This is a genomic window from Nesterenkonia muleiensis (genome assembly GCF_003600155.1).
GTDB classification, from domain to species: Bacteria; Actinomycetota; Actinomycetes; order Actinomycetales; family Micrococcaceae; genus Nesterenkonia; species Nesterenkonia muleiensis.
In genome coordinates this window covers 1-23,541 of record NZ_QWLD01000039.1, presented here as the reverse complement: position 1 = coordinate 23,541, position 23,541 = coordinate 1, and the positions used below count along the sequence as shown (strand labels likewise).

At 63.7% G+C, this 23,541-nt stretch carries 13 protein-coding genes and 1 pseudogene; 9 read left to right on the top strand and 5 right to left on the bottom strand.

The window, feature by feature from the left end:
* The first annotated feature begins 207 nt into the window (after positions 1-207).
* Positions 208-1,086: a cytochrome gene (locus tag DVO78_RS10995; protein ID WP_120004955.1), complete on the top strand. Its 879-nt coding sequence runs from the start codon at positions 208-210 to the stop codon at positions 1,084-1,086.
* Positions 1,087-1,106: 20 nt separating this feature from the next.
* Positions 1,107-1,886 (top strand): alpha/beta fold hydrolase, encoded by a 780-nt coding sequence (locus DVO78_RS10990; RefSeq protein ID WP_157983996.1) that lies wholly within the window; start codon positions 1,107-1,109, stop codon positions 1,884-1,886.
* A gap of 20 nt (positions 1,887-1,906) precedes the next feature.
* Here the strand turns inward: DVO78_RS10990 and DVO78_RS10985 are convergent, their stop codons facing one another.
* Genes DVO78_RS10985 through DVO78_RS10975 form a run of 3 tightly spaced genes read right to left on the bottom strand, consistent with a single transcriptional unit; the run spans position 1,907 to position 3,936 of the window.
* Positions 1,907-2,128 carry a helix-turn-helix transcriptional regulator gene (locus tag DVO78_RS10985; RefSeq protein WP_238385260.1) on the bottom strand — a complete coding sequence of 74 codons (222 nt, stop codon included), beginning with the start codon at positions 2,126-2,128 and terminating at the stop codon, positions 1,907-1,909.
* Between the two features lie 6 nt (positions 2,129-2,134).
* Positions 2,135-3,019 (bottom strand): ABC transporter permease, encoded by an 885-nt coding sequence (locus DVO78_RS10980; RefSeq protein ID WP_120004953.1) that lies wholly within the window; start codon positions 3,017-3,019, stop codon positions 2,135-2,137.
* On the bottom strand, positions 3,016-3,936 hold the full coding sequence (locus DVO78_RS10975; protein WP_202912166.1) for an ABC transporter ATP-binding protein: 921 nt from the start codon (positions 3,934-3,936) through the stop codon (positions 3,016-3,018). Before DVO78_RS10975 ends, DVO78_RS10980 begins: the two co-directional genes overlap by 4 nt.
* A gap of 218 nt (positions 3,937-4,154) precedes the next feature.
* Here DVO78_RS10975 and DVO78_RS10970 point away from each other — a divergent pair, with 218 nt between their 5' ends.
* The 5 genes from DVO78_RS10970 to rpe are packed head-to-tail and all read left to right on the top strand — an operon-like array spanning position 4,155 to position 9,138.
* Complete coding sequence (locus DVO78_RS10970) at positions 4,155-4,694, top strand: peptide deformylase (RefSeq protein WP_157983995.1); 540 nt, start codon at positions 4,155-4,157, stop codon at positions 4,692-4,694.
* Positions 4,691-5,656 carry a methionyl-tRNA formyltransferase gene (fmt, locus tag DVO78_RS10965; protein WP_120004951.1) on the top strand — a complete coding sequence of 322 codons (966 nt, stop codon included), beginning with the start codon at positions 4,691-4,693 and terminating at the stop codon, positions 5,654-5,656. Before DVO78_RS10970 ends, fmt begins: the two co-directional genes overlap by 4 nt.
* Positions 5,653-7,182, top strand: coding sequence for an RsmB/NOP family class I SAM-dependent RNA methyltransferase (locus tag DVO78_RS10960; protein ID WP_338016580.1), 1,530 nt, complete (start codon positions 5,653-5,655; stop codon positions 7,180-7,182). Before fmt ends, DVO78_RS10960 begins: the two co-directional genes overlap by 4 nt.
* 35 nt (positions 7,183-7,217) lie before the next feature.
* Positions 7,218-8,444: a hypothetical protein gene (locus DVO78_RS10955; RefSeq protein ID WP_120004949.1), complete on the top strand. Its 1,227-nt coding sequence runs from the start codon at positions 7,218-7,220 to the stop codon at positions 8,442-8,444.
* A 46-nt stretch (positions 8,445-8,490) separates the two neighbouring features.
* A complete protein-coding gene (rpe, locus tag DVO78_RS10950) occupies positions 8,491-9,138 on the top strand; it encodes a ribulose-phosphate 3-epimerase (protein WP_120004948.1) in 648 nt (215 codons plus the stop codon).
* A 29-nt stretch (positions 9,139-9,167) separates the two neighbouring features.
* Here the strand turns inward: rpe and DVO78_RS10945 are convergent, their stop codons facing one another.
* Positions 9,168-12,074 carry a helix-turn-helix transcriptional regulator gene (locus DVO78_RS10945; protein ID WP_162301590.1) on the bottom strand — a complete coding sequence of 969 codons (2,907 nt, stop codon included), beginning with the start codon at positions 12,072-12,074 and terminating at the stop codon, positions 9,168-9,170.
* An 87-nt stretch (positions 12,075-12,161) separates the two neighbouring features.
* Positions 12,162-22,502 (bottom strand): SpaA isopeptide-forming pilin-related protein, encoded by a 10,341-nt coding sequence (locus tag DVO78_RS10940; RefSeq protein ID WP_162301589.1) that lies wholly within the window; start codon positions 22,500-22,502, stop codon positions 12,162-12,164.
* 386 nt (positions 22,503-22,888) lie between these two features.
* Between DVO78_RS10940 and DVO78_RS18405 the strand changes: the two are divergent.
* Positions 22,889-22,999, top strand: a pseudogene (locus DVO78_RS18405) (IS1/IS1595 family N-terminal zinc-binding domain-containing protein); the annotation flags it as partial.
* A 59-nt stretch (positions 23,000-23,058) separates the two neighbouring features.
* Positions 23,059-23,409: a transposase gene (locus DVO78_RS10935; RefSeq protein WP_120004945.1), complete on the top strand. Its 351-nt coding sequence runs from the start codon at positions 23,059-23,061 to the stop codon at positions 23,407-23,409.
* The last annotated feature ends 132 nt before the right edge of the window (positions 23,410-23,541 follow it).

Here is a 23,541-nt window from a genome sequence, read left to right as displayed (position 1 = left end):
AGATTCGAACTCGCGACCCTCACCATGGCAAGGTGATGCTCTAGCCAGCTGAGCTACATCCGCATGTCGCTGTACCCCCATATTGGCGGCTTGACGACATGACACTCTAACCCGATTTGCCGCGGGCCGTCCAATCAGAGCCGGCCGCACAGTCGACGCCTCGCGGTGCTCGCGCCGTACGCCGGCGCAAGACTAGGCTGGTCGACTATGACCGACCCGCAGCTTGCTCATGCCACCGAGTTCGGACGGATGTATTCGCGTTCACTGTCCTCACCGCCGGAGGTGCCGTCGATCACCACGGTGATCGGCCAGGAGGCTAAGGACCTGACCGGCTGGGCCGGTCATATGGCGGCGACTGAGCTGATCAACGATGTCCGGCTCAACGGCGCGATGGGCTCCCCCGGCGAACTGCGGAACCTGGCCCGGCACGCGTCGAAGGCTGCTGAGCGGTTCCGGGATGCGGCTGCGGCCCGCGGCGACCGGGTGCATCACTATGCCGAGCAGGTGGCTCTGGCCGCATTGGACCGCGCGGGAGAGCCCAGTGCCGCCAGGGATGCGCTGGCCGCTCATGGGGAGTCTGCTTTCGCTGACCGATTCGACCAATGGTGGCAGAGCTATGGGGTCAAGCCCCTGGCTGCGGAGGTAACGGTCTGGAACCACACCGTGGGGTATGCGGGCACCTTGGACCTGATCGCTGAGATCGGCGGCCGGGTATGTCTGTTGGACTTCAAGACCAAAGGTGTGGGCCGTGATGGCCGGGCCAAGCCGCTGCAGGATTCTGTGGTGATGCAGCTGGTGGCGGGAATGCGCGCTGAGGAGGTGCTGAACGACGCCGCCTCCGGCACCTGGGAGCCGTGGCCGCACCGAGGTGATGAGGGCCAGGGCCCGGTGCTCATTGCGGTGGGCATCTCGGAGGCAGAGGTGGTCCCGGTGCAGGCCGATCCGTCCTGTCTGCGCACTCATTGGCGGAAGTTCTGGGCACTGCGTCAGGTCTGGGAGCATTCCCGCTCAGCCACCGAACATGGCCGGGCGCTGCGGCCGATCGGCCCCCCGCCGGCTCCGACGGGTCCTGACGTTGGGCCGTAGCGGCTCTGTAGACTGCCATGATGGCAAGCAGCGGAGTCTCCGACGGTGCTCTGGCATACCGTGTTCTGGGCGACGGTGAATCACCCACGCTGGTCATTCCCGGAGGGCCCCTGCTGGATCCGCAGTATCTGGGAGACTTCGGCGGTCTGTCTGAACGTCTCCCCTTGGCTGTTCCCACCTTTCCCCGGGTCAGGGCCGAAGAGGTCGTGCCCGTTCTAGAAGCGGTCCTGAACACCCTGGGACTCGATCAGGTTGACGTCATAGCCCACTCAGCAGGCGCGGTTGCTGCCTTATACGCCCTGAGGCACTGGCCGGAGAGAGTCCGCCGACTCGTTCTGATCACCCCGGCAGTCGGCGCAGCAGGGGTGCCGACTGATCAGAAGGGTGTCGACGAGCTGCTGGCCCGCCGCAGCAGTGAGACCGGATTTGCCGAAGCGCTTGAGGCCCAGCAACAGGGGCGGAGATCGGCCGAAGCCCAGCGTGTCAGCTTCGGGGCCTGGGGAAGCGAGCAGAGGCGACTGGCCGAAATGTCAGTTCATCAGCGCCAGGAGCGGATGAATGCCTACTACGCCGAACCGCGCCCGGACCCCGCGGTCCTGCAAGCAGCCGCAAGAGGCTTCGACCGGCCGGTCACGGTGCTCCACGGAGAATTGGACCCGCATCCGACCCGGACACAAGCTGGGAGACTAGCAGCGTTCTTCCCCCGGAGCGAGGTCGTCACTATTCGAGGAGCCGGGCACTATCCGTGGCTGGACTCTCCCCACGATTTTGTCGCCACAGTGCTGAGAAGCTTCCACTGAGGTGTCGCTTTGACAAAAACTCAAGAGATCCTCGGAAACTCCCGGGTGGAGAAGATCACCTCAACAGGGACTTCGAAGTACTCGGCAATGGTCAGCGCCAGGTGCAGGCTGGGGCTGAACTCTCCCCGCTCGAGGTACCCGATGGTCTGGTAGTGCACACCAAGCGCCTCAGCCAGTTCTCGCCGCGAGACCTTCCGCTCGGCTCGCAGCATCGCGATGCGATTGTGAACGACCTCCGCCACTGGCCTCTACACTCCCCAATCCTGCTGAATGCTCCGCCGGCGCTCAGCGAGGGCGGAGCCCGATTCGCGCCGAGCCATCCTACTCAGCAGCTTTGGAGCGAGCGAGAGGCCCACCACCGTCCAGGCGATCAGCACCATGAACACCCACTCAATGCGCCAGGATTCCACGACCTCCACCGTCACCATGCTCTCGGGCAGCAGCGAGGCGCGCATACCCAGGCCGAACCAGTAGAGCGGGAAGACCTGCGCGAGCCACTGTAGCCAGAGCGGCAATGCGACCAGCGGATAGAAGATCCCCGAGATGCCGATCAGCCCCATCATGGGAAGCATCACCAGACCCATATTCTTGGGGCTGTTGACCAGGGCGCCGACCACCGCACCGATCGAGAGCGTGGCGATAAGACCGAGAAGAACCACTGCCGCGAACAGCAGCCACCGGTCCGGGGACCCGAACTCCAGCTCCTCAAACAGCACCAGACCAACCGCCAGGACCAGAACCGCCTGAGCCACCGACAGGATCGCGTTCGCCGTGATCTCACCGACCAAGTACCCAGTGGTGCCACCGGGTACGGACTTCGAGCGCAGCAGACTGCCGTTGGTACGGTCCATCGCCAGAACGCCGGTGATTCCCATGACGGCACTGAACAGGGTGCCCATGGCAATGATGCCCGGAAGGCTCATAGCTCCCAGCCCGACCTCAGCACCCTCAAAGGTGCCTCGCTGCATGAAGAGGAGCACCGCAATGAAGACCGCGATCGGAACCACTGTGGAGAGGATGTCTGAGGTGCTGGTCAGCATGATCCGTGTCGAGATGAGGCCGCGGCGTAGCCCGGTGCGGTAAGCATTCAGAGTCGGGTTCCGCCGCGGCGTTGTCGTGGCATTCTCATTCATGGTGCGACCTCCTCAAACTGTGCGCCTTCGACGGCTTCGCCGGCCTCGAACTGCTCCACGATGGAAAGATAAGCGTCTTCGAGCGTCGCCCGGCTAATCTCCAGGTCAGACACAGTTTCCCCGTCCTGGGCGAGCAGGTCCCGGACAAACCCAGTAGCGTCCTCACTGGCGTGAATATGGCGCTGTCCGTCCTGCAGCCAGCTGACCTCGGCAGTTCTGGAGACTGCCCGGGTGAGCGTGATCGGCGACCCGTCAGCGATGATCCGCCCGCCGGCGAGGATCAGGATGCGGCTGGCAAGTTTCTCTGCCTCCGCCAGGTCATGGGTCGTCAGCAGGATCGTGGTGCCCTGCAGATCTCCAATCTGGTGAACAAGGTCGTGGAAATCGCGCTTAGCTCGAGGGTCGAAGCCGGTCGTCGGTTCGTCAAGGAACAGCAGCGGCGGCCGGCCCACCACACCAAGGGCAACATCGAGACGACGACGCTGCCCTCCCGACAGTGTCTGCAGCTTCTGGTTGGCCTGATCGGTGAGCCCGACGAGTTCGAGCAGCTCATCGACCGACCACGGGTCAACGTAGGGCCGGTAGAAATCAGCGACGTAGCCGAGCAGCTGACGGGGCCGCCACTTGCCGTGGTCGTTCGAGCTCTGCAGCACCACGCCCAGCCGCGACCTCCAGGCGTCGTCACCGTGGGCGGGATCGACGCCGAGTACCGAGACCCTGCCTGCTGAGGGGACGCGGAACCCCTCCAGGATCTCAACCGTGGTGCTCTTTCCCGCACCGTTGGGACCCAGTAGGGCCACCACCTCTTCGGCCTCCACGGTAAGGTCCAAGCCAGCGAGCACCTGTTTATCCCCATACCGCATTTGCAGACCGGAGACCGAGATCACCGGTTCACTCCCAAGCACACTGTCTGCCATATCGCACCTCCATCCAATTTACATATCAAAATATAGCATACATACTACAAATAGAGATATGAGTCTGTATTCTTCTGGGAACACAGCACACCAAAGCTGCGCCTTCCCAGCTCCTGAGGAGGCTTGCCGACCGCCGGAATGCGGGATTTAGCGGCGTCGTTCCAATATCACCACGCCCTGAGACCGGCCTCTGCCCAGAGGATGAAAGAATGGTCGGCATGCCTGTTCTCGACATCCGGCAGATCGGTGATCCGGTCCTGCGCAGCCCCGCTGACCCTGTCCCTCTCAAAGACGGAGCTCCGGATGCTCGTATCACGCAGCTGATCGAGGAGATGTACCACGCGATGGACCGGGTCAGGGGCATCGGCCTGGCCGCCCCCCAGGTAGGAGTCGGTCTGCGCGTCTTCACCTGGGATGTCGAGGGCAGCCGGGGAGCGGTCATCAACCCCCTGCTGGAGCTCAGCGGAGATCCCGGGTTCGTCCCCCGGGAAGGCGGAGAGGGCGAGGATGCCGTTCTGCGCGAGGGATGCCTCTCCGTGCCCGGGGGGATCTTCGCACCGGTATCCCGCCGCCCGCGGACTGTGCTGACCGGTGTGGGGCCACAAGGTGAGCTGCTGCGGATCGAGGCCACCGGCCTGTTGGCCGCCTGCTTCCAGCATGAGGCCGACCATCTAGCCGGGAAGCTGTTCTTAGACCGACTCACCGGCGAGCATAAGAAGCAGGCCTACCGCGCGCTGCGGAAGGGGGCGATGGCATGAGCGGAGTTCTCTTCGCCGGCACCCCGCAGATCTCCGCCCAGGTGCTCCTGGATCTGATCAAGTCACAGGCACCGGTGACCGGTGTGCTCACCCGTCCCGACGCCCCGGTGGGCCGCCGCCGGACTCTGACGCCCTCCCCCGTGGCCCAGGTCGCGCAGGAGGCTGGGCTGCCTCTGGTCAAAGCATCGACAGTCGACGGCCAGGCTCGCTCAGCCCTGCGGGGACTGGCGCCGGAGCTGGGCGTCGTCGTCGCCTACGGAGCACTGCTGCCCCCCTCGGCCTTGGAGATCCCCCGCCGTGGGTGGGTGAATCTGCACTACTCCGACCTGCCGAAGTACCGCGGCGCCGCACCGGTGCAGCATGCGATCCTCAACGGCGAGCGCACCACTGCTGCGACGGTCTTCCAGCTGGAGCAGGGCATGGACACCGGCCCGATCCACGCCACCAGAACCTATGAGATTCCGGAGATGACCTCATCCGGCGATGTGCTGGCTGACCTCACATCGCTGGGCAGCCAGATGCTGGTGGAGCTGCTGCCCGCACTGCTCGACGGCTCAGCACGGCCCGTCCCACAGGTGGGGAAACCCACGTTCGCCCCGAAGCTCACCGGCGACGACGCCTTCATCGACCCCCGCGAGGGCGCTCATCAGGTGGTCGGCAGGATCAACGCGATGATCCCCGAGCCGGGTGCCTGGACGCTGAGGGACGGTGCCCGCATCAAGCTGGGGCCCGCCAGGGTCTTCCACGGCAAGACCGGCGGAGAGCCCGGAGAGGTCGCGCTAGCCGCCTCCGACCGGCATTCCGGAGAGCGGGTGGCGGTGATGAGCACCGGCGACGGCGCCGGGGTGGTGCTCACCCGGGTCCAGCCGGCGGGCAGGCAGATGATGAGTGCCGCCGACTGGCTGCGAGGCCAGCAGGCCTCTCAGCAATCTGGCACGGTGCGGTTGGGGGGACAGCGGTGAGCCAGCGGCATGACAGACGCGATGCGCAGGGAAGGCAGCGCCACCGCGGAGGTGCCCGCGGCAGGGGGCCGCGCCGGTACAGCGATTCGGTGCCGTCACAGCGGGCACGCAGGGCTGACCCCGCGCGTCTGGTGGCTTTCCGGGTGCTGCGCGCCGTCGCCCTTGACGATGCGTACGCGAACCTGGTGCTGCCGACAGAGATCCGCCGGGCCACGCTGGACAGGCGCGATGCCGCCTTCGCCACTGAGCTGACCTACGGGGCCCTACGCGCCCAAGGAACCTACGACGCGATCCTGGCTCAGAACGTGGACCGGGAGCTGGAGCGGCTCGACCCTCCTGTGCTCAATGCCCTCCGGCTGGGTGCCCATCAGCTGCTGGCGATGCGGGTAGACCATCATGCCGCGGTCAATGAGACGGTGGCGCTGGTACGTGACCAGGTCGGCGCAGGCCCCTCCGGGCTGGTCAACGCGGTCCTGCGCAAAGTCGGGGAGAAGACACTGGACCAGTGGCTGGGAGAGCTGACCGCCGGGCTGGGGGAAATCGATGCGCTGGCCCTGCGATATGCCCACCCCCGGTGGGTGGTACGCGCCCTGCGGCAGGCGCTGAAGCTCCACGGCCGGGGTGATGACCTGGAAGAGCTGCTGATCGCTGACAATATCGCCCCGGAGGTTCACCTGGTGGGCCTACCGGGCCGGCTGGAGCCCAGCGGAGAGAAGGCTCTGGGGCAGTCGGTGGAATCCGGCGCTGTGCCATCGGAGCTGCTGGAGGGCGCGGCAGTCTTCCGCGGCGGCGACGTCGGCCGGCTCAGCGGGGTCGCCGAGGGTGTGCTGCGGGTGCAGGACATCGGTTCGCAGTGGATCGCGCAGGCTCTGGCTGAGCCTGCTGTCTCCCCCGGGGAGAGATGGCTGGATCTCTGCGCCGGCCCCGGGGGCAAGGCTGCCCTGCTGGCGGCACTGGCCTCCGATTTCGACCTGCACCTGACCGCCAATGAACCAGCCGCCCACCGCGCCAAGCTGGTGCAGAAGGCTCTGGCACCGGTCAGTGACTCAGCCTGGTCGGTGCGCATCGGCGACGGGCAGAGCATCGGTGAGCTCGGCACCACCTTCGACCGAATTATCGTCGACGCCCCGTGTACCGGGTTGGGCGCGCTGCGGCGGCGGCCCGAGTCACGCTGGCGCCGGCAGCCCAGTGATCTGGCGCAGCTGACCGTGCTTCAGGAGGAGCTGCTCGATGCTGCCGCCGGCGTCCTTGCCGAGGACGGGCTGCTGGCCTATGTCACCTGCTCCCCGCATGCCGCCGAAACCCTGGTGCAGGTGGAGGATCTGCTCAAGCGCCGCAGCGATCTTCAGCTGCTGGACGCCCACGAGGTGATGGAGGACGTCGCGCTTCCGGCGGGGCAACGGCTGATCCGCAGCCGGCCGGCACCGGCCAATGAAACGGCGGCGAAGTGCGTCCAGCTGTGGCCGCACGTTCATGGCACAGACGCCATGTTCTTTGCCCTGTGGCAGAAAGTCAGCCACCGCTAGACCGCCCGTCCCGGCGAGGCCCTAGACTCAGCTGCATGGACGGCGCCGATAGCACAGCTGAGCGGATCCGCATCGGAGCGCGGATCCAGACCCCGGCTGTGCTGATTTACGTGGCGGTCTGGTTGACGGCCAGTGCGCTGTTGGGGTTCCAGCTGACGTCGGGAGATCTCTCGCCGCTGCCTCTTGGCATCAATCTGGTGCTCAGCCTGGTGGGGCTCGGCCTGCTGGTGGGCTCACTGCTCTGGATCAACACCGGCCACTACGCCTGGTACAGCGAGGAGACCGGAGCGCTCTCCAAGGGGCGCACTGAGCTGCATCCACGAGATGTGCAAGCGCTGGCCTTGAGGATCAACATTGCAGTCGATGGGCAGTACGCTCTGCTGCGGCTGACTGGCCGGCGGCGCAGGATCACGCTGAAGCTTGCCGGCACTGGCCGGACAGCCTCTTCACCGCAGGCGGCACATGCGCTGCAGAGGTTTCTGGACCGCACCGCTGAGGAGAAGAATCTCGGTGACATTCCCCGCGGAACCATCCAGGCCCACCAGCAGCTGCTCGCGGCTGAGGCCGGTGCGGTCAACGCCTGGCACCCGGTCTCGCCGGTGGTGGCCGAGAAGTTTGTCCGGACCACACTGCTGAATCACCCAGGGGCAGGCGGTGACCGCCCCGGCGACCCCGAACTCGATCAGCTGAATCGGAAGTATCTCAGCGATGAATCCTCGGCTCAGGAGCACATGGCGCAGGTGCGCAGGTCGGCCTGGCCGGAGGCACTGCTCATCGCTGCCGGGCTCGGTTTCACCGGCGGCGCTGCCGGTGTCGCTGGTGCGGCGATCATGGACTCCGCGGCATGGGGGATTCCGGGGATGCTGGCCCTGGCAGCCGGTGGCCTCTTGCTCTGGGGCTGGTCGATCGGCGGTGCCCTCCGCACCCGCCGCTACCGTGAGGCAGCCGTCGAATGGTTCCAGTCCCAGGATGCCGATACCCAGCGCCTTGGCATGCCCCCAGTGCTGCAGGCGCATTGGACCAGACCCGTCGGCGGCGCCTGGATCGGACTGGTGGTGATCGGCTGCTCCTTGGGCGGTGTGAGCCTGCTTATCGGGGTACTTCTCCTCCTGACCGCGGATGACCAAGAGCTGCGCGGCATTGGGTGGCTGCTGTGTCTCCTCGGCGGGATTCTGGTGCCTGGCGGTATCGTTGCGATCACCCGCTGGGCCACCAGCAGGAGCCGGGCTGCTGCCGCGCTCGCCCCCTATTCCGGCATCTGACCCGGTGTGAGGAGGTCCTGTCCAGCGGGCTGGATAGGATGGCCGGATGACTGCCATCCACCCGAGCATCCTCAGTGCTGACTTCGCGAATCTGGCCGCCGAGCTGGCCCGCATCCCCTCCGCCGACGCCGTCCACGTGGATGTGATGGACAACCACTTCGTGCCCAACCTGACCATCGGCCTGCCAGTTGTCGAAGCCATCCGCAGGGCCACCGACCTGCCGCTGGACATCCATCTGATGATCGACGACGCTGACCGTTGGGCACCTCGGTACGCGCAGACGGGCGCTGAGTCCGTGACGTTCCATGCCGAGGCGGCGGCTCGGCCACCTCAGGTGGCCCAGGATCTGCGTTCCTGCGGGGCCAGGGCCGCAATGGCCCTCAAGCCGCAGACCGAACTGGCACCTCACCTGAATATGCTGCAAGAGCTGGACATGCTGCTGCTCATGACCGTGGAGCCGGGATTCGGCGGCCAGTCGTTCATCGACGCAGTCCTGCCCAAGATTTCAGCCGCCCGGCGCGCTGCCGACGACCTGGGAGGGCAGGTGGCTGTCCAGGTCGACGGCGGCATCAACCGCGAGACCATCCTGCGTGCCGCTGAGGCCGGGGCCGATACCTTCGTCGCCGGATCTGCGGTGTTCGGGGCCGCTGACCCTGACGCAGCAGTGACCGAGCTTCGCCGCCTGGTCGGGTAACGAGTCCTTCTTCGGGGAGGAGAAGGCCGTCAGTTCAGGGACTGCGGAAGCAGAATCCGGTACAGCTCACGCCGGGACGACATACTGAGTTTGGAAAGAATATTGCTCATATGGGTCTCAACGGTGCGGACTGAGAGCACTAGTCTTTGAGCGATTTCGTTATTGGATAGGCCTTCACCGGCGATCAGCGCGACGTCTCGCTCACGGTCGGTGAGAAGGTGCAGCTTGGCGATGGCCTCTGCACTGATCCATCCGGGCAGACGACGAGTCGGCTGAGCCCCGGGCTCGGCCAGAACCTCCCTGATCGTCTCTGGATCGGTCGATGGTGTCTCTCCGGTGAGTCTGGCCAGCAGGGATTCAGTCTGGTCGACCAGTCCCTCCGCCCCACAACTGCTCCACAGGTTTATTGCCCACACCAGCAATTCTGCTGCCCTATCCCTGTACTCATTGAGCGCGTCACCGGCTTCGAGCACACAGTGGCCGAAATCCTGGGCCAGTAATGCCCGGTAAATCCGCTGCCCGCCGGCCTCACCGGATGACTGGCCGGAAATGATGCCTGGCTGGCTTCCCAGCACCTGGTTTGCGGCCAGAAACTTCTGTGCAGCAGCCCGATACTCACTGCGCCCGGAATGGAGAAGAGCCTGAACGTGTGCTGCGCAATAGACGACCAGTTCACTCCTGACCCGAGCACTGGTATTAAGACTGTCCAGTTGGTCGGCCACTGCCACCGAACGCCCTGTGTAGTGGAGGGCCCGGGCAAGCAGCACAGTACTGGTCAGATCGGCCCCCCATCCCCGTGCTGGGTGCTGCATCTTGAGAAGATGCCCGCACGCGCGATGGTGGTCTCCCCCGGCTATGGCTGCCCAGGCTAGAGCGTAGTGGCGGGGAGCCTGAAGCAGGGCCCCGAACTCCCCGTCAGAAGCAGCGACGGCGTCAAGGGTCCGTGCCCATGCTCCGGCGTCCCCCCGGGCGGTCGGTACCAGAGCACCCAGGCTGTAGGCGATCATCGACAAGGCATCTTCTGAGCCCCCGAGCACCTCTGCGGCAGCCTGAGTTCCCACGGTCTCGGCCGCATCCCACAAACCGGCATCGAAATAGGTGAAAGCCAGCTGGATCTTTGCGAAGGTTGTCAGCCCATCGTCCAGGTAGTGCCAGTGCTGAGTGACCCAGACCAGATCCTCCAGTGCTTGGCGCCGCATACCGGTCTGGCGCAGCAGGGCCCCACGCATAGCACGCAGGAGAGTATGCGCATGCCTGGTACCGGGGGACTCACCCGCCTCATCAATCAGCCCTGTCAGTCCCGTTACCACCTCCTGGGTGCTCACACCCGAGTCCAACAGACCCCACATCTCAATGACTAGGCTCATATTCCTCAGTTGGTGACGGGTCTGGTCATGGTTCGTAGGGTCACTGCTGGCACAGCGCAGCGATGCCACCGTTCGGGCAAAGATCTCGCGACTGCGACCTAGCGCGCTGGCTGCCGCATTGCGCCAGCCAGCCGCTGCCACCGCTTCGGCGTAGATCAGCAGGGCGTCGACGCTGGATGACTCCAGGTCCGTCGCGCCGGAAAGTTCGGCATAGCCGGCGTCCAGCCGGCCGGTGTGGAAATTCAGAAGTGCAGAGATTCCTGCACGCAGCGGCCCGTGCGGAAGATCGTCGAGCAGCGGCACAACGCGCTGCAGCTCATGGATGCGCTTTGAACGTAGCGCAGCACGCACGAAAATCTGAATCACCATTTCCGACTCAGACAGCCCAAACGCCGCCCGGCTGAGTTCGAGCGCGCTTCGACTATCCTCCACCGCGACCGCGGCGCCTGCACGCGATATGAGTTGGTCTACAAGTCCGCCGGCATCACTGTCATCCATGGCACCGGTCAACAGGTCGATCTCGGCCGCGGCCGCATCCTGCAGCAGGGCGCTCCCACCGCTGTCCTCAGCGGCGAGAGCGCGGTGCAGATCCGCCCGTCGCCCATCAGGAATCTGAGACCGGATTCCTTCTCGGTGCACGTGGTAATGAATCCTGACACGGCGCTTCGTCCCCCCGGTGGACACAAGACAGGTATCTTCCAGCGCTTCCAGATCGGGCCGTTCACCGGTGAGGCTTCGCAGCTGGGCCGGGGTGAGTCCGTCCCGGGACAGGGAAACCAGCTCAAGAACCCTGCGAACCGGGGGAGACATCTCCCGAAGCTCATCAGCCATGACTCTGCACATGTGGTCAGCCGGTCCGTCCTCCTCATAGATGGAGGCCAGAGCCGTCTCGATCCCTCTGCCGCGCCCCGCTGGGGACGCCGCAAGGCTCTGGGCCATATGGGCTACGTAGCTGGGGAACCCGCTGGTGGCCTCTTTGACTCGCTCACACAGTTCCAGACTCAGCGGCAGACCGGTGTGGCCGACCAGGATCTCCTGAATCTCTGAGGTGCTCATCGGATACAGCACAATGTGGAGGGCCTCGCCGTGGGTCTGTGCCAATCGCCGGAAGCGGTCGAGATCCTTGCGTCGAGTGGTTCTCAGGGTGACGAGATTGTACATCGGGACAAACTCGGTCTCCCGCACCGCCTGATAGATAATGTCGCTGGAGAGTGCGTCGACCCACTGCAGATCCTCGAACACCAAAACGATAGGGCCAGTGACAGCGTCCACCGTGGAGCGAACCCATTCGGTCAGCTCTTCCTGATCAGTGGGCGCCTGATAGCGCTGTGGCTTACGCAGCAGATGGGTCGCTGCATATCCTGGCTTATGCTGATCTCGATGGTCGAGGTACACATTGGCCCGCCACCAGTGGCTGACCTCCTTGACCGCCTCGTTGACCAGAGCGGATTTTCCTATCCCGGCAGGCCCCTCGATCAGCAGGAATCTCGGTTCGTGCTTCTGCTCCACCTGGGCGGCAGCCCGGCGCATAGCGGCAAGCTCGAAGGTACGTCCGACATGTTCATGCATCGTCGTCATACTGGCCGCCCCCTGGATAGAAGCTCCTCGTGACCCCTATGCTACGTCCTCTCTGCTGTATGTACAGCGCAGATGTGCTCAGTGACGGCTGCGGGCGATGCCCCGGATGCCGAATCCGATCAGCAAAAAGCTCAGCGCCAATACCAGAATGGCCAGGATCGCAGCACCGGTAGTTGCCAACGGGGAGCTCGGATCCTCGGTCGGCTCCGGTTCCTCAGTCGGGTCGGGCTCCGGCGCAGGCTGCTCATCGGGCGACTTAATCACCACACGGTCCTCGTCACAGTTGTTGTCCGGATCCTCGTCCCGGGCGGCGGTGACGCAAGCCGTGTTGTCGGCGCTGAGCTTCACATCGGTGTTCTGGACCTCAGGTTCCAGTTCACGGACCCTGACGGTGAGCACGATCTCAGCGGCCTCCCCCTGCTCCAAGGTGTGGACACTCGCAGTCACCAACTGGTCCTCAATGGTGACGTCCCAACCCTCCGGACTAGCGACCTGCACCAGTTCGACCTCGCCAGGCAGCTCATCAGTGACCACCACATCGGTAGCCGAGCGGCTTCCATAGTTGGTCACCTCCAGCTGCCAGTCGAACTGGTCACCGACACTGACCGCATCGCCCTCAAGACCGTTGGTCTTCACCAGCCCGACGTCGTCGGTGTGCGGATCCGGCTCGGCACAGTCCTCAGCCATGCGCTCCTGACCGCTGCTGGTCAGCACTGCGGTGTTAAGGAACCCGCCAACACTGCCAGGCCCGGCCGGGTAGCACTCGGCGCCGGGGGCGTTGGCCGCATCAGCCGGGATCTGCAGCTGGGCAGTGGTGGTCACGGTGTAGGTGTGAGTCTCCCCGGAGCCGATGACCTCGGCGGCGGCAAGCACCGCAGCTCCCTCCTCGAATACCCCAGAGGTGGAGCCCTCCAGGTCCGCCTCAGTGCTCCAGGAAGCCGACTCCACCGTGATCCCCTCGCCGTAGGCCAGGACATCCTCCAGGTCGTAGCGGGCCGAGACACCAACCTGGGGCTGAGCGACCTCGATCAGATACTCGACGGACCACTGGTCATCGCCGGTGTGCTCAGCATTGGTGAGCGTCTTAGCAATATCCGGCACCACGAGCTCGTCAACGATGTCGGCGCAGGCCGAGTCATCAATCACCAGATCGCCGAGGGTCAGCACTGCGGTGTTGAACAGTCCGTGACCAGGGTTGCCGGTGCATTCGGTGTACTCCGCCGGGGCCTCGAGGGACACAGTGAAGCGCGCCTCATAGATGTGCACTTCCCCGACCTCCAGCTCAGCACCGGTGACATCCGGGACACCCGATTCGAGAACTTCCACGCCCTCGGCAAAGTCCGGGGTATCGGTCAGATCATAGGTGGTGGCGTGTCCACCGGTGTTGTCCACCACGATCTGGTACTTGACATCCCAGGTGTGGGTGTCAGCGTCATAGATCATGGATCCTACAGTCTTGCTCAGCTCGGGCAGAGTCGGCACCAAGCAGTCCGCTGACTCGTTCTCGCCCCCGGGGTAGGCCACGCGGGCTGCGTTGAGGAATCCTGGGGCGCCGTCCTCGGCATCACAGGCCTCGGCCACGCCGTCGTAGTACTCCTCCGGCACCTCGGCGTTGACGGTGACCGTATAGGTATCGGTCTGACCCGCGCCCAGAGTGCTCCATTCCACCAGGGTGGTTTCCTCGCCCAGCTCGTCGGGGTCCCATTCGCCTGTCCCGGCCGGACCGGACCATGCGGCGCTGAGCGGGGTGATGCCCTGCTCGAAGCGCAGGTGATCAGTCAGGGTGTAGCCGGTGGTGTGGCCAGCAGCGTTGGACACCTCCAGCAGGTAGGTGATCACCCAGTGCTCGCCGTTGAAGCGCGCGTTCTGGGCAGTCTTGTCCACCTGGGGATCACCGGTGGGTACCGGGGCGCAGTCCTGGTCCTGGTCGACGATGACAGTGGTCTCGTCATCGCCCAGGGTCAGGGTGACCTCGTTTGTCAGGTCGAAGCCGAGCCGGCTGACGCCCTCGCCGCAGCGCGGGGCATCGTCCACTGCGGCATCAGCGCTGAGCTCCACAGTGCCGGCGACCTCAAAGGTCTCGATCGCGCCGGCGGCCAGGTAGCCCTCGGCGATCTGATCCTCGCCACTGCTGGCACCCTCGACCAAGGTTTCCCCGTCCTGCGTCACAGTCCATCCGGAGGTAAGCACGACGCCTTCAGGAAGGCTCGGCCAGATTTCCTGGAGCAGGTAGCGCAGACCCGCAGTGTTGGTGGGGTCAAGCTGCTCAGGGGCGGTGACCTCGATGGTGAAGTCGATGTCCCACGTGCCGTCACCATTGTCAGTGGCACTGCCGCCGGACTTGGCGACCTGTGGACGGTCGGGTTCGGCGCAGTCGTCGTCCTGCTGGATGAGAGTGCCGTCGGGCTGCTCCAGGGTGCCGCGGTTGGTGAACGCCCCGTAGCCGTCCTCGCTCTGGCAGGTCCAGCTGCTGTCCTGGATGTTCTCGTAAGCCTCCTGGGGCAGCCGTGCCTGGGCAAGCACGGTGTAAACCGCAGTGTCGCCGGCGGCGAGCTCAGCATTCTCCACGATCACTGTGCTGCGCTCGGAGTCGAAGGCGGTGTAGTCCTCCAGGGCGAAGGACTCCTCTGATCCGGCGGTATGGCCGGCTCCGAGGATCTCCACCTGCTCCGGGAACTCCAGGGTGTCACGCAGTTGGTAGAAGCCGGGAAGCTGGTGCTCACTGTCAGGTTGGGTAACCTCGATCCGGTAGCGGATCGCCCAGTCGCCGTTGTCCAGCTGCTGAGTCTCGCTCACCGTCTTGACCAGCTCCGGGTCTACCAGCTCGGGGATATCGAGGCAGTCCTGGTCCTCGAGATCCTGGAACTCGGTGCTCAGCAGCGCGCCATTGAACAGCCCATGGCCGACACCGGCTGCCGAGCACTCTTGCTGCTGGACCTCGTATAGGTCGATCTCCAGCTCGAAGGTCACCGTGTAGGTGTTAGTGGTGCTGCCGCCGATGGTCAGACCTTCGGCGACCAGCTCCCCGTTCTCCCACACGGAGGCGATGTCTTCACCGGCCAGTGTGAGCACTGGGGCCTCGGTGATCACTACACCACTGGTGAACTCTGGAGTGTCGGTGAGGGTGAATTCCCGGCCCTCGGTTCCGAGATTCTCCACGGTGATGCCGTAGCTGAGCGTCCAGAGCGCATCGCTGACGTGGTAGGTCAACGAGTCGACAGTCTTGGAGAACTCGAGAATTTCGGGCTCTGCGCAGTCCTGGTCATCGATGGTCTGACCATGGCTGTAGAGTTCCACAGTGTTGAGGAATCCGCCTGCTTCGGGGTCCTGCCCTTCCTCGCAGTGGATAGGCAGGACGCCGCCATTACCAGGCTCGCGCGCTGCGCCGGTCAGGGTCGCGTCTACTGTCACGGTGAAGACATGCCTGTCCCCTGCGTGGATGATCTGGCCGGAGGTGATCGCCGCCAGACTGCCGGCAAACTCTCCGGTCGTCGCACCGTCGATGAGCTCTGCGGTGTCCTCGTCGGCGGCCCAAGATGCGGACTCGACGGCGACGCCCTCCCCGAACTCCAGGGTGTCGACCAGGCCGTATTCGGCGCTGAGGTTCTGCGGGTTGCGGGAGAGCCCGGTGAGTTCGTCCAGATCCTCTTCATCCGGCTGGTGGACCTCCACGTTGTAGGTGATGGTCCAGACGCCGTTCTCGTCCACCTCGTAGTCGAGGCTGGTGACGTTCTTCTCGATCTGAGGCACCACCAGCTCCTCCAGCGGTGCGCAGGCGGTGTCATTGCGTGAGATCTCACCGATGGTGATTTCCGCGGTGTTGAACAGTGCATCGCCTGGGCCGGCCCCCTCGCAGGTCAGCAGGTCGCCGTCGTAGCCGTGGGGCACTTCGAAGAGGAAGAGCACGACGAACCGGTGCGAGACGTCGGCGTTGATCTGCTGGTTCTGCACCATCTCGATCTCGGTGACATCGAGAGGTTCGCCAATGTCCTCTGCCTCGGCGGGGGCGGTCTTCTGCACCCGTGGGTTACCGGACTCGTCCTCACCGGAGACCATGTAGGCCAGTACCTGGGTGCCCGGGTCGAAGTCTGGGGAATCGAGCAGGTCGTAGACACTGGCATGGCCGCCGGTGTTCTCCACCAGGACCTCGTATCCGACCGTCCAGAGCGCGCGTCCGTCAATGGGGGTCTGGAGAGGCCACTGCTGGTCAGGATCGGAGACCTCGCCGACGTTCAGCAGGTTCTTCTCAATCTGCGGGAGGCTGGGCTCCTCACAGTGGTCGTCGCGGTCGTATCCTCCCGGGAAGGTGATGCTGGCCAGATTGCGGAACGCCCGATTGCCGGGGGCGCCTGAACCGTCGTCGCATACTGCGGCGCTCTCTCCGTCTTCCAACGCCTCGAAGTACTCGGCGCTGACTGTGGCAGTCACCGTCACGGTATAGATGTGTTCCTGGCCGGGAAGCAGCGGAGTGCCCTCGGTGAGGTCGACCCGCTGGTCGAACTGGCTCTCCTCCCAGGTGACGTCGAGCTCCTCACCGCCAATGTGTGCACCGGTGATATCGATGCCGTGTTCACCTGCGAAGCGGAGTCGCTCATGCAACGAGTACCAGGTGGGGTGGTCATCATCGTTGGATACGGTGACATCGTAGACGATGGTCCACTCATCACCGTCGAAGGTGACAGCCTCTGAGCCCGGCCCCTTCTGGATCTCTGGGGTGCCGACCTCGGGACGGTCGCAGGCCTCATCCTGAGTTTCCTCGCCGTGGCTGTAGAGGTAGGCGGCGTTGAGGAAGTCTCCGGCCTGGCCCGGCGCGCACTCGGTGGCGAGATTGCCCTCATTGTCGTAGACGAAAGCCTCACGGTCCACCTCGGCGGTGACCGTCACCTGATAGATATGGGTGTCCCCTGCACCGATGAACTCGTCCTCCACGAAGAGCTGCTCCTGGTCGAAATCCGCCCAGGTGCCTGCAAGCTCAGGATCATCCGGCTGGGTACGTTCCCACTGCGCGGACTGGATCTCGACGCCATCGCCAAAGCTGAGAGTGTCAGTGAGACGGTACCGGGCTGAGATCGGGTGCGTACCGTCCGGGTCCGTGCCCTCCGGCTGTGTGACGTAGATTTCATAGTGGACGGTCCACAGGTCGTCCTCGAGGTCGTAGGAGGTGGAACCGACAGCCTTCTCCAGCTCCGGTGTGACCTGCTCCGGCACCTCGAGACAGTCCTCATCCTCTCGCTCGATGTCGCCGACGGTGATCTGGGCAGAGTTGTACAGACCGCTGCCGGGCTGGTGAACGTCACCGCAGACGCGGTCTGCTTCATCGTTCAAACCGTCAGCGCCGACCGTCAGGGTGACCCGGATCTGGTATTCGTGTGTTACCCCTGCGCTCAGCGGGACATCCGTGACGATCGCGGTGCTGGGATCGCCGTCCCAGTCCTCGATCCGGCCGTCGTCGCCGAATGCGGCGATCTCGAGGATGTCCACGCCCTCGGCGAATCCTGGTTGGTCATAGAGATGGTAGACGGTGGCATGACCGTCCTCGTTGGCCACAGTGAGGTCGTAGGTGGCGACCCAGGTATGGTTCTCAGCGTCGTAACCGCCCACCGATGCAGCGGATTTCTCGATGTTCGGCAGAGTTGGCTCAGCACAGTCCGAGTCGTCCTCAGCGCCACCGGGGAAGGTGACTTCGGCGTAGTTCAGGAATCCGAAGCTGCCACCATGGTAGTCACCCTCAGGACAGCTGGGCTCATCGATGACCTCAGTGGCGTTGAGGTCTAGGAGGATGCCGACGGTCGAATCCAATATGAGCGCAGCCGTTGCTGCGGCACCGGAGAAGGACCCGGCCTCCTGCGCGTCGAAGTAGTCCTGCTCCACGGTAGCGTGAACGGTCACCGTGAAAGTCTCGGACTCCCCATCGGGGAGGTAGCGCGGGGAGTCCTTGCCAACGATCTCGACCCACTGGTCCCAATCCCCCTCAGAATCCCATGCACCGGAGAGGTCCTCGTCCTCATCGTCCAGCGTCCATTCAGCGCTGGTGATCTCCACGCCGGCACCGGTGAAGAACCTCAGCTGGTCGCCCAATGCGTAGGGAGTTCTCACACCGCTGTTGTTGGAGACCATGATGTCGTATTCGATGACCCAGTGATCGCCGTTGAAGGACGTGCCGACCACTTCTTTGTCGACGGTAGTGGAGCCGAACTCGATGTCGACGCAGTCCTGGTCATCGTCGATCTCGGGACCGCCGGGGTGGGGGTGCAGCGTCACTGCGTTGGTCAGCCCGACAGCTTGTCCCTCTCCGTCGCAGGGCTCGAAGTCATCCTGATCGAGAGCACCGAGGTTGGTGATGGCGACCGTACCGGTGACCGTGTACTGGGCATTGTCCTCCCCCGGGTCCAGAACGCTGTTGAATGCGTTGTCGGTGAGATCCACCTCCGTGTCGCCGGAGGTGATGGTCCAGCCCTCGGTCAGGCTCAGCCCGTCAGGGAGAGTCGGGGAGGTCTCGACCACTTCGTAGTGCAGAGGACCCTCGTACTGCGAGTCATCCTCGCGGGAAACGGTGATCAGCCAGCTGATCTCCCAGCTTCCGCCGCTGGTAGCGGTGACAGTGCCGTCGGTCTTTTCGACGGACGGCGCGGACGGCGCAGCACAGTCTATGGACTCATCCACGGTCTCACCGTCTCGGTCGGTGATCCATGTGTAGTTGGTGAAGGCACCGTTGTTGCCTTCGGTCTCGCAGGTCCAGGTGCTGGGGTTCTCGAGGGTGTCCGCGTCGAACGGCTCGGTGATGACCCGGACGTAATAAGTATTGGTGTCCTCGTCGGCGACGGTGCCATCGCTGTTCAGCGTGGCGGTACCATCGGCGTCGAATTCGTCAGTGATCTCATCCCACTCGATGTCACCCGGGTCGAGCCCCGAGGTGCCGGTCGCGACCCATTTGGCTTCGCGGATCTCGATACTCTCACCGAACCTGAGCTCATCATGAAGGATATACTCGGCCTCGAGATTCAGCGGGTTCTCTCCGGCGGTGGAAACGTCGATGCCGTAGAGAATCGTCCACGTGCCGTCAACCCCCTGTGTGACATCGAGGGCCTCTTTCTCGACCTCGGGACGGACGGCCTCGGCCACGTTGACGATGTCCTCGAGCTCCACATTCAGCTCCGCGCCGGTGATGGTGAATGCGATGGGCTCATCGTCGATCAGATAACCCTCGGGCGCCTCAACCTCGATCAGGTAATACTCGCCCCAGGAAAGACCCTCTACACGGAACTGGCCCTCATCGGGATCGGCATCATAGTACTCGATGTCCGTATCCTCAGGGACGCACTCCTCCTCGGTCTCGGCCACGCAGTCGGTGATGGTGCCAAGCGGCTCGGCGTCGTCGTCATGGTCACTGGGCGATCCTTCGAACAGCTCCCACTCTGTGCCGCTGAGGGGCTCACCGTCATGACCCGTCTTGGTCCAGGAGACGCTTCCAGGCTGATCTGCGTTCACGAACCGGTAAATCTCGTGGCCGTCAGTCTCAACGGAGACTTCTGCAGGATCGACCGTCTCCCACAGGTCGTCATCCTGGTGGTCGACCTCGTCCGATGCGGTGCCGGTCCACTGCTGAACAGTGACCTGCTCGTATCCCGCGACCATCTGCTCACTGAGCGCGTAGTCATGGCCGGGGCGTACGACGACAGTGTTGTCAGCTCCCGGCTGTTCGGCTCCGTCGAAGGAATCCGGTTCCAGGCCTTCAACGCCCTCGTCCGGCGATGCGGTCAGCCTGAAGTCAGCTGGATCGCTGGTGCCACCGTAAGTGTTCTCCACGACCTTCAGCACGGTCAGCTCAGCGGTGCGGTTGGTGGCGGTGCACTGGACATGGGCACCCAGTGGGATGGTGACAGCGCCTTGGGCGCCGTCAGACCAGTCCGAGTCCTCCAGCTCGACCAGCTCGGCGTCCACATCATGGACCAGAATGCACTCCCAGGATCCTGTGGAGAGCGGATGCTGGTTCGGATCATCCCGGTTGTCATCCTGCACATAGCGGGGGTCACCCCCGCTCTCGGCCAGCTGGTAGTTCTGTTCTGCCTCCACGTCGTCAGTCACGCCGTGAACGCCGCTGAACTCAAGTTCGCCATCCTCAGGATCAACCGGACTGGTGAACACCTGGAGCGTCCAGTCCTCAGGGTCTGCTTCACCGCCGACAACGTTCTTCAGCAGTGTCAGCCGCTGGGAGCATTCCACGGTGTTCGTCACCTCGAAGGTGTTCAGGCCCACATCCAGCTCGCCTGATTCCCACGGATCCTCAGGTCCGAAGGAAACGGGGTCGCTCAGCGGCTCACCGCCGATGGCTGTGATCTCCTGCGCTATCAGTTGGCAGTAGGTGAGAGTCGATAAGATCTCGAGGTACTCATCAATCTCAACGGTCTCTCCCTCGGTATATCCTTCCCGGGTGCTGCCCCAGTCCTGCGGACTCAGGTCCTGGTCTCCGGGACCGGAGAGCAGCAGGTCTGCGTCCAGCCCACTGGGCTGGTTGCCGTCCGCATAGGTCTGACCATCGACTGACCACTGCTTGGTCACCTGAACCGCCGCAGCGTGGTCGAGCTCCATGTTGACGATCTCGCAGACCACAGCATCGCCGTCGGAGACCTCGACCGTGAACCCGGGGTTCATCGCAGACTCAACGTTCTCCACATCCAATAACTGCTCTGGCTGTCCTTGCGGCCAACACTGAGCAAAACTCTCACCGGGGAACGGAGCATGCTGGTATCCGTCCTGCAGCTCTTCAGTAACCGTTACAGTCTGAGTTCCACCGGGGTTCGACTCGAAGTTCAGCCGGAATCCCACGGCACCAGTGTCGCTGCTGGTCTCCCCGGCAGCAATGGTGGACCACTCGTCTGTAGTACCGTCACGGCGAATGACGTCATTAGATCCGGTGCTTGCCGTGATGTCCCAGCCTCCGGCCGGCTCCCGGTCCTCGAAATCATCGCCCACGCCGATGACGCTCTTGTTCACCGAGAGGGTGCCTTCACAGCCTTCTCTGGCCATATTCTCGAGGAATCCCTCCAGCAGCTCGAAGTCGTCAACCTGGAAGAAGTCGTTACCGTCGACTGGACCAGAGATCAGCTTAAGGTTATGCGTTGCGGCAGTTCCGGTAGCCCCCGCACCTACCCCGACCGCGATCACCCTGATGCCATTGGCTTTGAGCACGTTCGCTGAAGCGATAGCTCGCTCAACGTCACGGAGCTGCGTAGTCGCTCCTCCACCGGGACTCGCCCCGGTGCCGTGGTGCGTCGGCAGACCATCAGTGAGAATCACCACGACGTCAAGGTCGGAATAGGCTCCGCCGGTGAAACTCCACAAGGCTCGGTCCCAGTTGGTCCACTGCAGGTTCTGTCCACTCAGGTTGTTGATCTGGTCTACCACGTTCGGGTTGCCGACAGGGGTCAGGCCGAACTGTGGTGCACCAGAGATGGGGCTTGTTGTACCGAAGGCGTGCATTGCCACCTGGGAGTCGGTGCCCTGGAGCGCATTGACGAAACCGAGCATCGCCTCACGCGTCTGCTCAATGTCCGAAGTCTGCATGGAAGATGACAGGTCCACGTTGAACCCGACATTGAGTCCGCACCGGGGCGGGATCTCAATATTGTGTCGGGGCAACACCCAGTTGCCACTTGTCGCGTTGAGGTTGTTTCCTCCGCTGCCGGGCACACTATTCGGCACCTCCGCCACCGGGGTGTTATTCCCGTTGGTGTAGAAGTGGTACGGACGAACCTGGGTATTAGAGCCTGTCCCGGTAGACGACCGGGTGATCTGATCAATGCTGTCCCATCCGCCGGGTGCCTGGGTCAAAGCAATCAAATATCCATTATTGGTGCCGCTACGCACGTCGAGATTCAGGTGGCATTCGCCGGATGGACCAGTGGTGCACCAAGCCACTGGATCCCCATCGGGGCGCAGCTGATGTGCTGAGTTAGCTCCAGAAGAGACCTCCCAGGCGCCGTACCGGGTACCGTCAAGTCCTGAGATGTCCGTCCCTGTACTGCCAGTATGCTGGTCGCCTGCCGTAACATTCACGATGTGGCGATTCTGGATGTTGGCGCTGTGCCCCGGACCGCCAGTGTTGTTACCAATCCCGCCATGTTCATCGGAGAGAATCTCGAGGTCAAGCAGTTCTGACTCCTCGTCCACCTCCTCTTCTGCAACCCGCACCGTCGGCTCGTCGGTAGAGGGGTCCTCCTCGACCGCTTCGGTTGGGTCTTCCTCTCTGGGGGCCTCAGCCTCCTCCGCTGAGGGGCTGGGTGTCCCCTCATCCTCCGGTTCGTCAGAGGGCTCTGGTGGGAGGCTGAGAGACGAGTCATCGGCGTCCTCAGTCTCATCACCGTCATCGGGGTCCGCACTCGGTGACTCCGAGGCTTGGGCTGAGCTCGAGGTCGGCATGACCGTGCCCGCGAGCGCGGGACCGGGCAGCAGCACAAGAGTGAGAAGCGTGAGAGAAGCGGCAACAGTCTTGACTACACACGAAAACGTCTTCGACATAAGCGATGAACCTCTGCAGAGTTCGGAGTGCGAGTACGGACATACTGCGCTTCAACGTATGTGCCGGAACCATGCCGAGTATCCGTAGTCGGCTGTTTTTCAGTGGTAACCACTGAGAGAAATACGTGGTGACCACTGAGTGATACGTGGCACTTATTCATCCCCGGAGAGCCCGTTGCGGGTCGCCGGGCATCGGGGTTATAGGCAAGAATGTGTGTACAGCCCGGGCGTGGATAGCTGATATGGCAGCGATGTAGAGGGTTGAACATGCTTTGAAAGCATGTTCAGTGACTAATCCTCGAAATCGGCCGGTTTGCGGTGTATCTGGCGCCAAGCAGGTGAAGAACGGTAAAACCAGTGCAGGAAGGACCAGGTGGCGGTGCAAAGCCTGTGGCGCCTCCTCCACCCAGTCCCGGGCTGATATGACCCCAAGAGCACAACTAGAGGCGTTCTTAGGGTGGCTGCTGGGCAAGGACACCAAAGTCAGGCTGGTGGCGGAACCGGACGTTCTTTCCGCTTCTCCACCACCTGGTGCTGGCAGATCGAAGTACCCCCGCCTGATCCCACCGGCCAGGTACACCGGCAGATCATCGTCGATGGCACCTATTTCGGCAGCTGGTGCGTGCTGATTGCCCACAACGGCACCCACGTGATCGGCCGGCAGTGGTGTGATCGGGAATCCAAAGCCGCCTGGATGGCGCTGTTCAAGCAGTTTCCTGCCCCGGATGTGGTGATCACCGATGGTGGCACCGGGCTCAGAGCCGCCCTAGACCAGCAATGGCCACGGACCCGGATTCAACGCTGCTAGTTCCACATCCGCGCCGCAGTAGTTCGCCACACCACCTTGAACCCCAGACTCGAGGCCGACAAAGAGATCCTGGGACTGACCAGGGAGCTTATGCAGGTCAAGGACCTTGATGCTGCTGCAGCGTGGATGGGC

Excerpts from the sequence above, each read along its gene's own strand:
- DVO78_RS10995 (WP_120004955.1), top strand. The coding sequence starts at position 208 with ATGACCGACCCGCAGCTTGCTCATGCCACCGAGTTCGGACGGATGTAT.
- DVO78_RS10990 (WP_157983996.1), top strand. The coding sequence starts at position 1,107 with ATGGCAAGCAGCGGAGTCTCCGACGGTGCTCTGGCATACCGTGTTCTG.
- DVO78_RS10980 (WP_120004953.1), bottom strand. The coding sequence starts at position 3,019 with ATGAATGAGAATGCCACGACAACGCCGCGGCGGAACCCGACTCTGAAT.
- DVO78_RS10975 (WP_202912166.1), bottom strand. The coding sequence starts at position 3,936 with ATGGCAGACAGTGTGCTTGGGAGTGAACCGGTGATCTCGGTCTCCGGT.
- DVO78_RS10970 (WP_157983995.1), top strand. The coding sequence starts at position 4,155 with ATGCCTGTTCTCGACATCCGGCAGATCGGTGATCCGGTCCTGCGCAGC.
- fmt (WP_120004951.1), top strand. The coding sequence starts at position 4,691 with ATGAGCGGAGTTCTCTTCGCCGGCACCCCGCAGATCTCCGCCCAGGTG.
- DVO78_RS10955 (WP_120004949.1), top strand. The coding sequence starts at position 7,218 with ATGGACGGCGCCGATAGCACAGCTGAGCGGATCCGCATCGGAGCGCGG.
- rpe (WP_120004948.1), top strand. The coding sequence starts at position 8,491 with ATGACTGCCATCCACCCGAGCATCCTCAGTGCTGACTTCGCGAATCTG.
- DVO78_RS10945 (WP_162301590.1), bottom strand. The coding sequence starts at position 12,074 with ATGCATGAACATGTCGGACGTACCTTCGAGCTTGCCGCTATGCGCCGG.
- DVO78_RS10940 (WP_162301589.1), bottom strand. The coding sequence starts at position 22,502 with ATGCCGACCTCGAGCTCAGCCCAAGCCTCGGAGTCACCGAGTGCGGAC.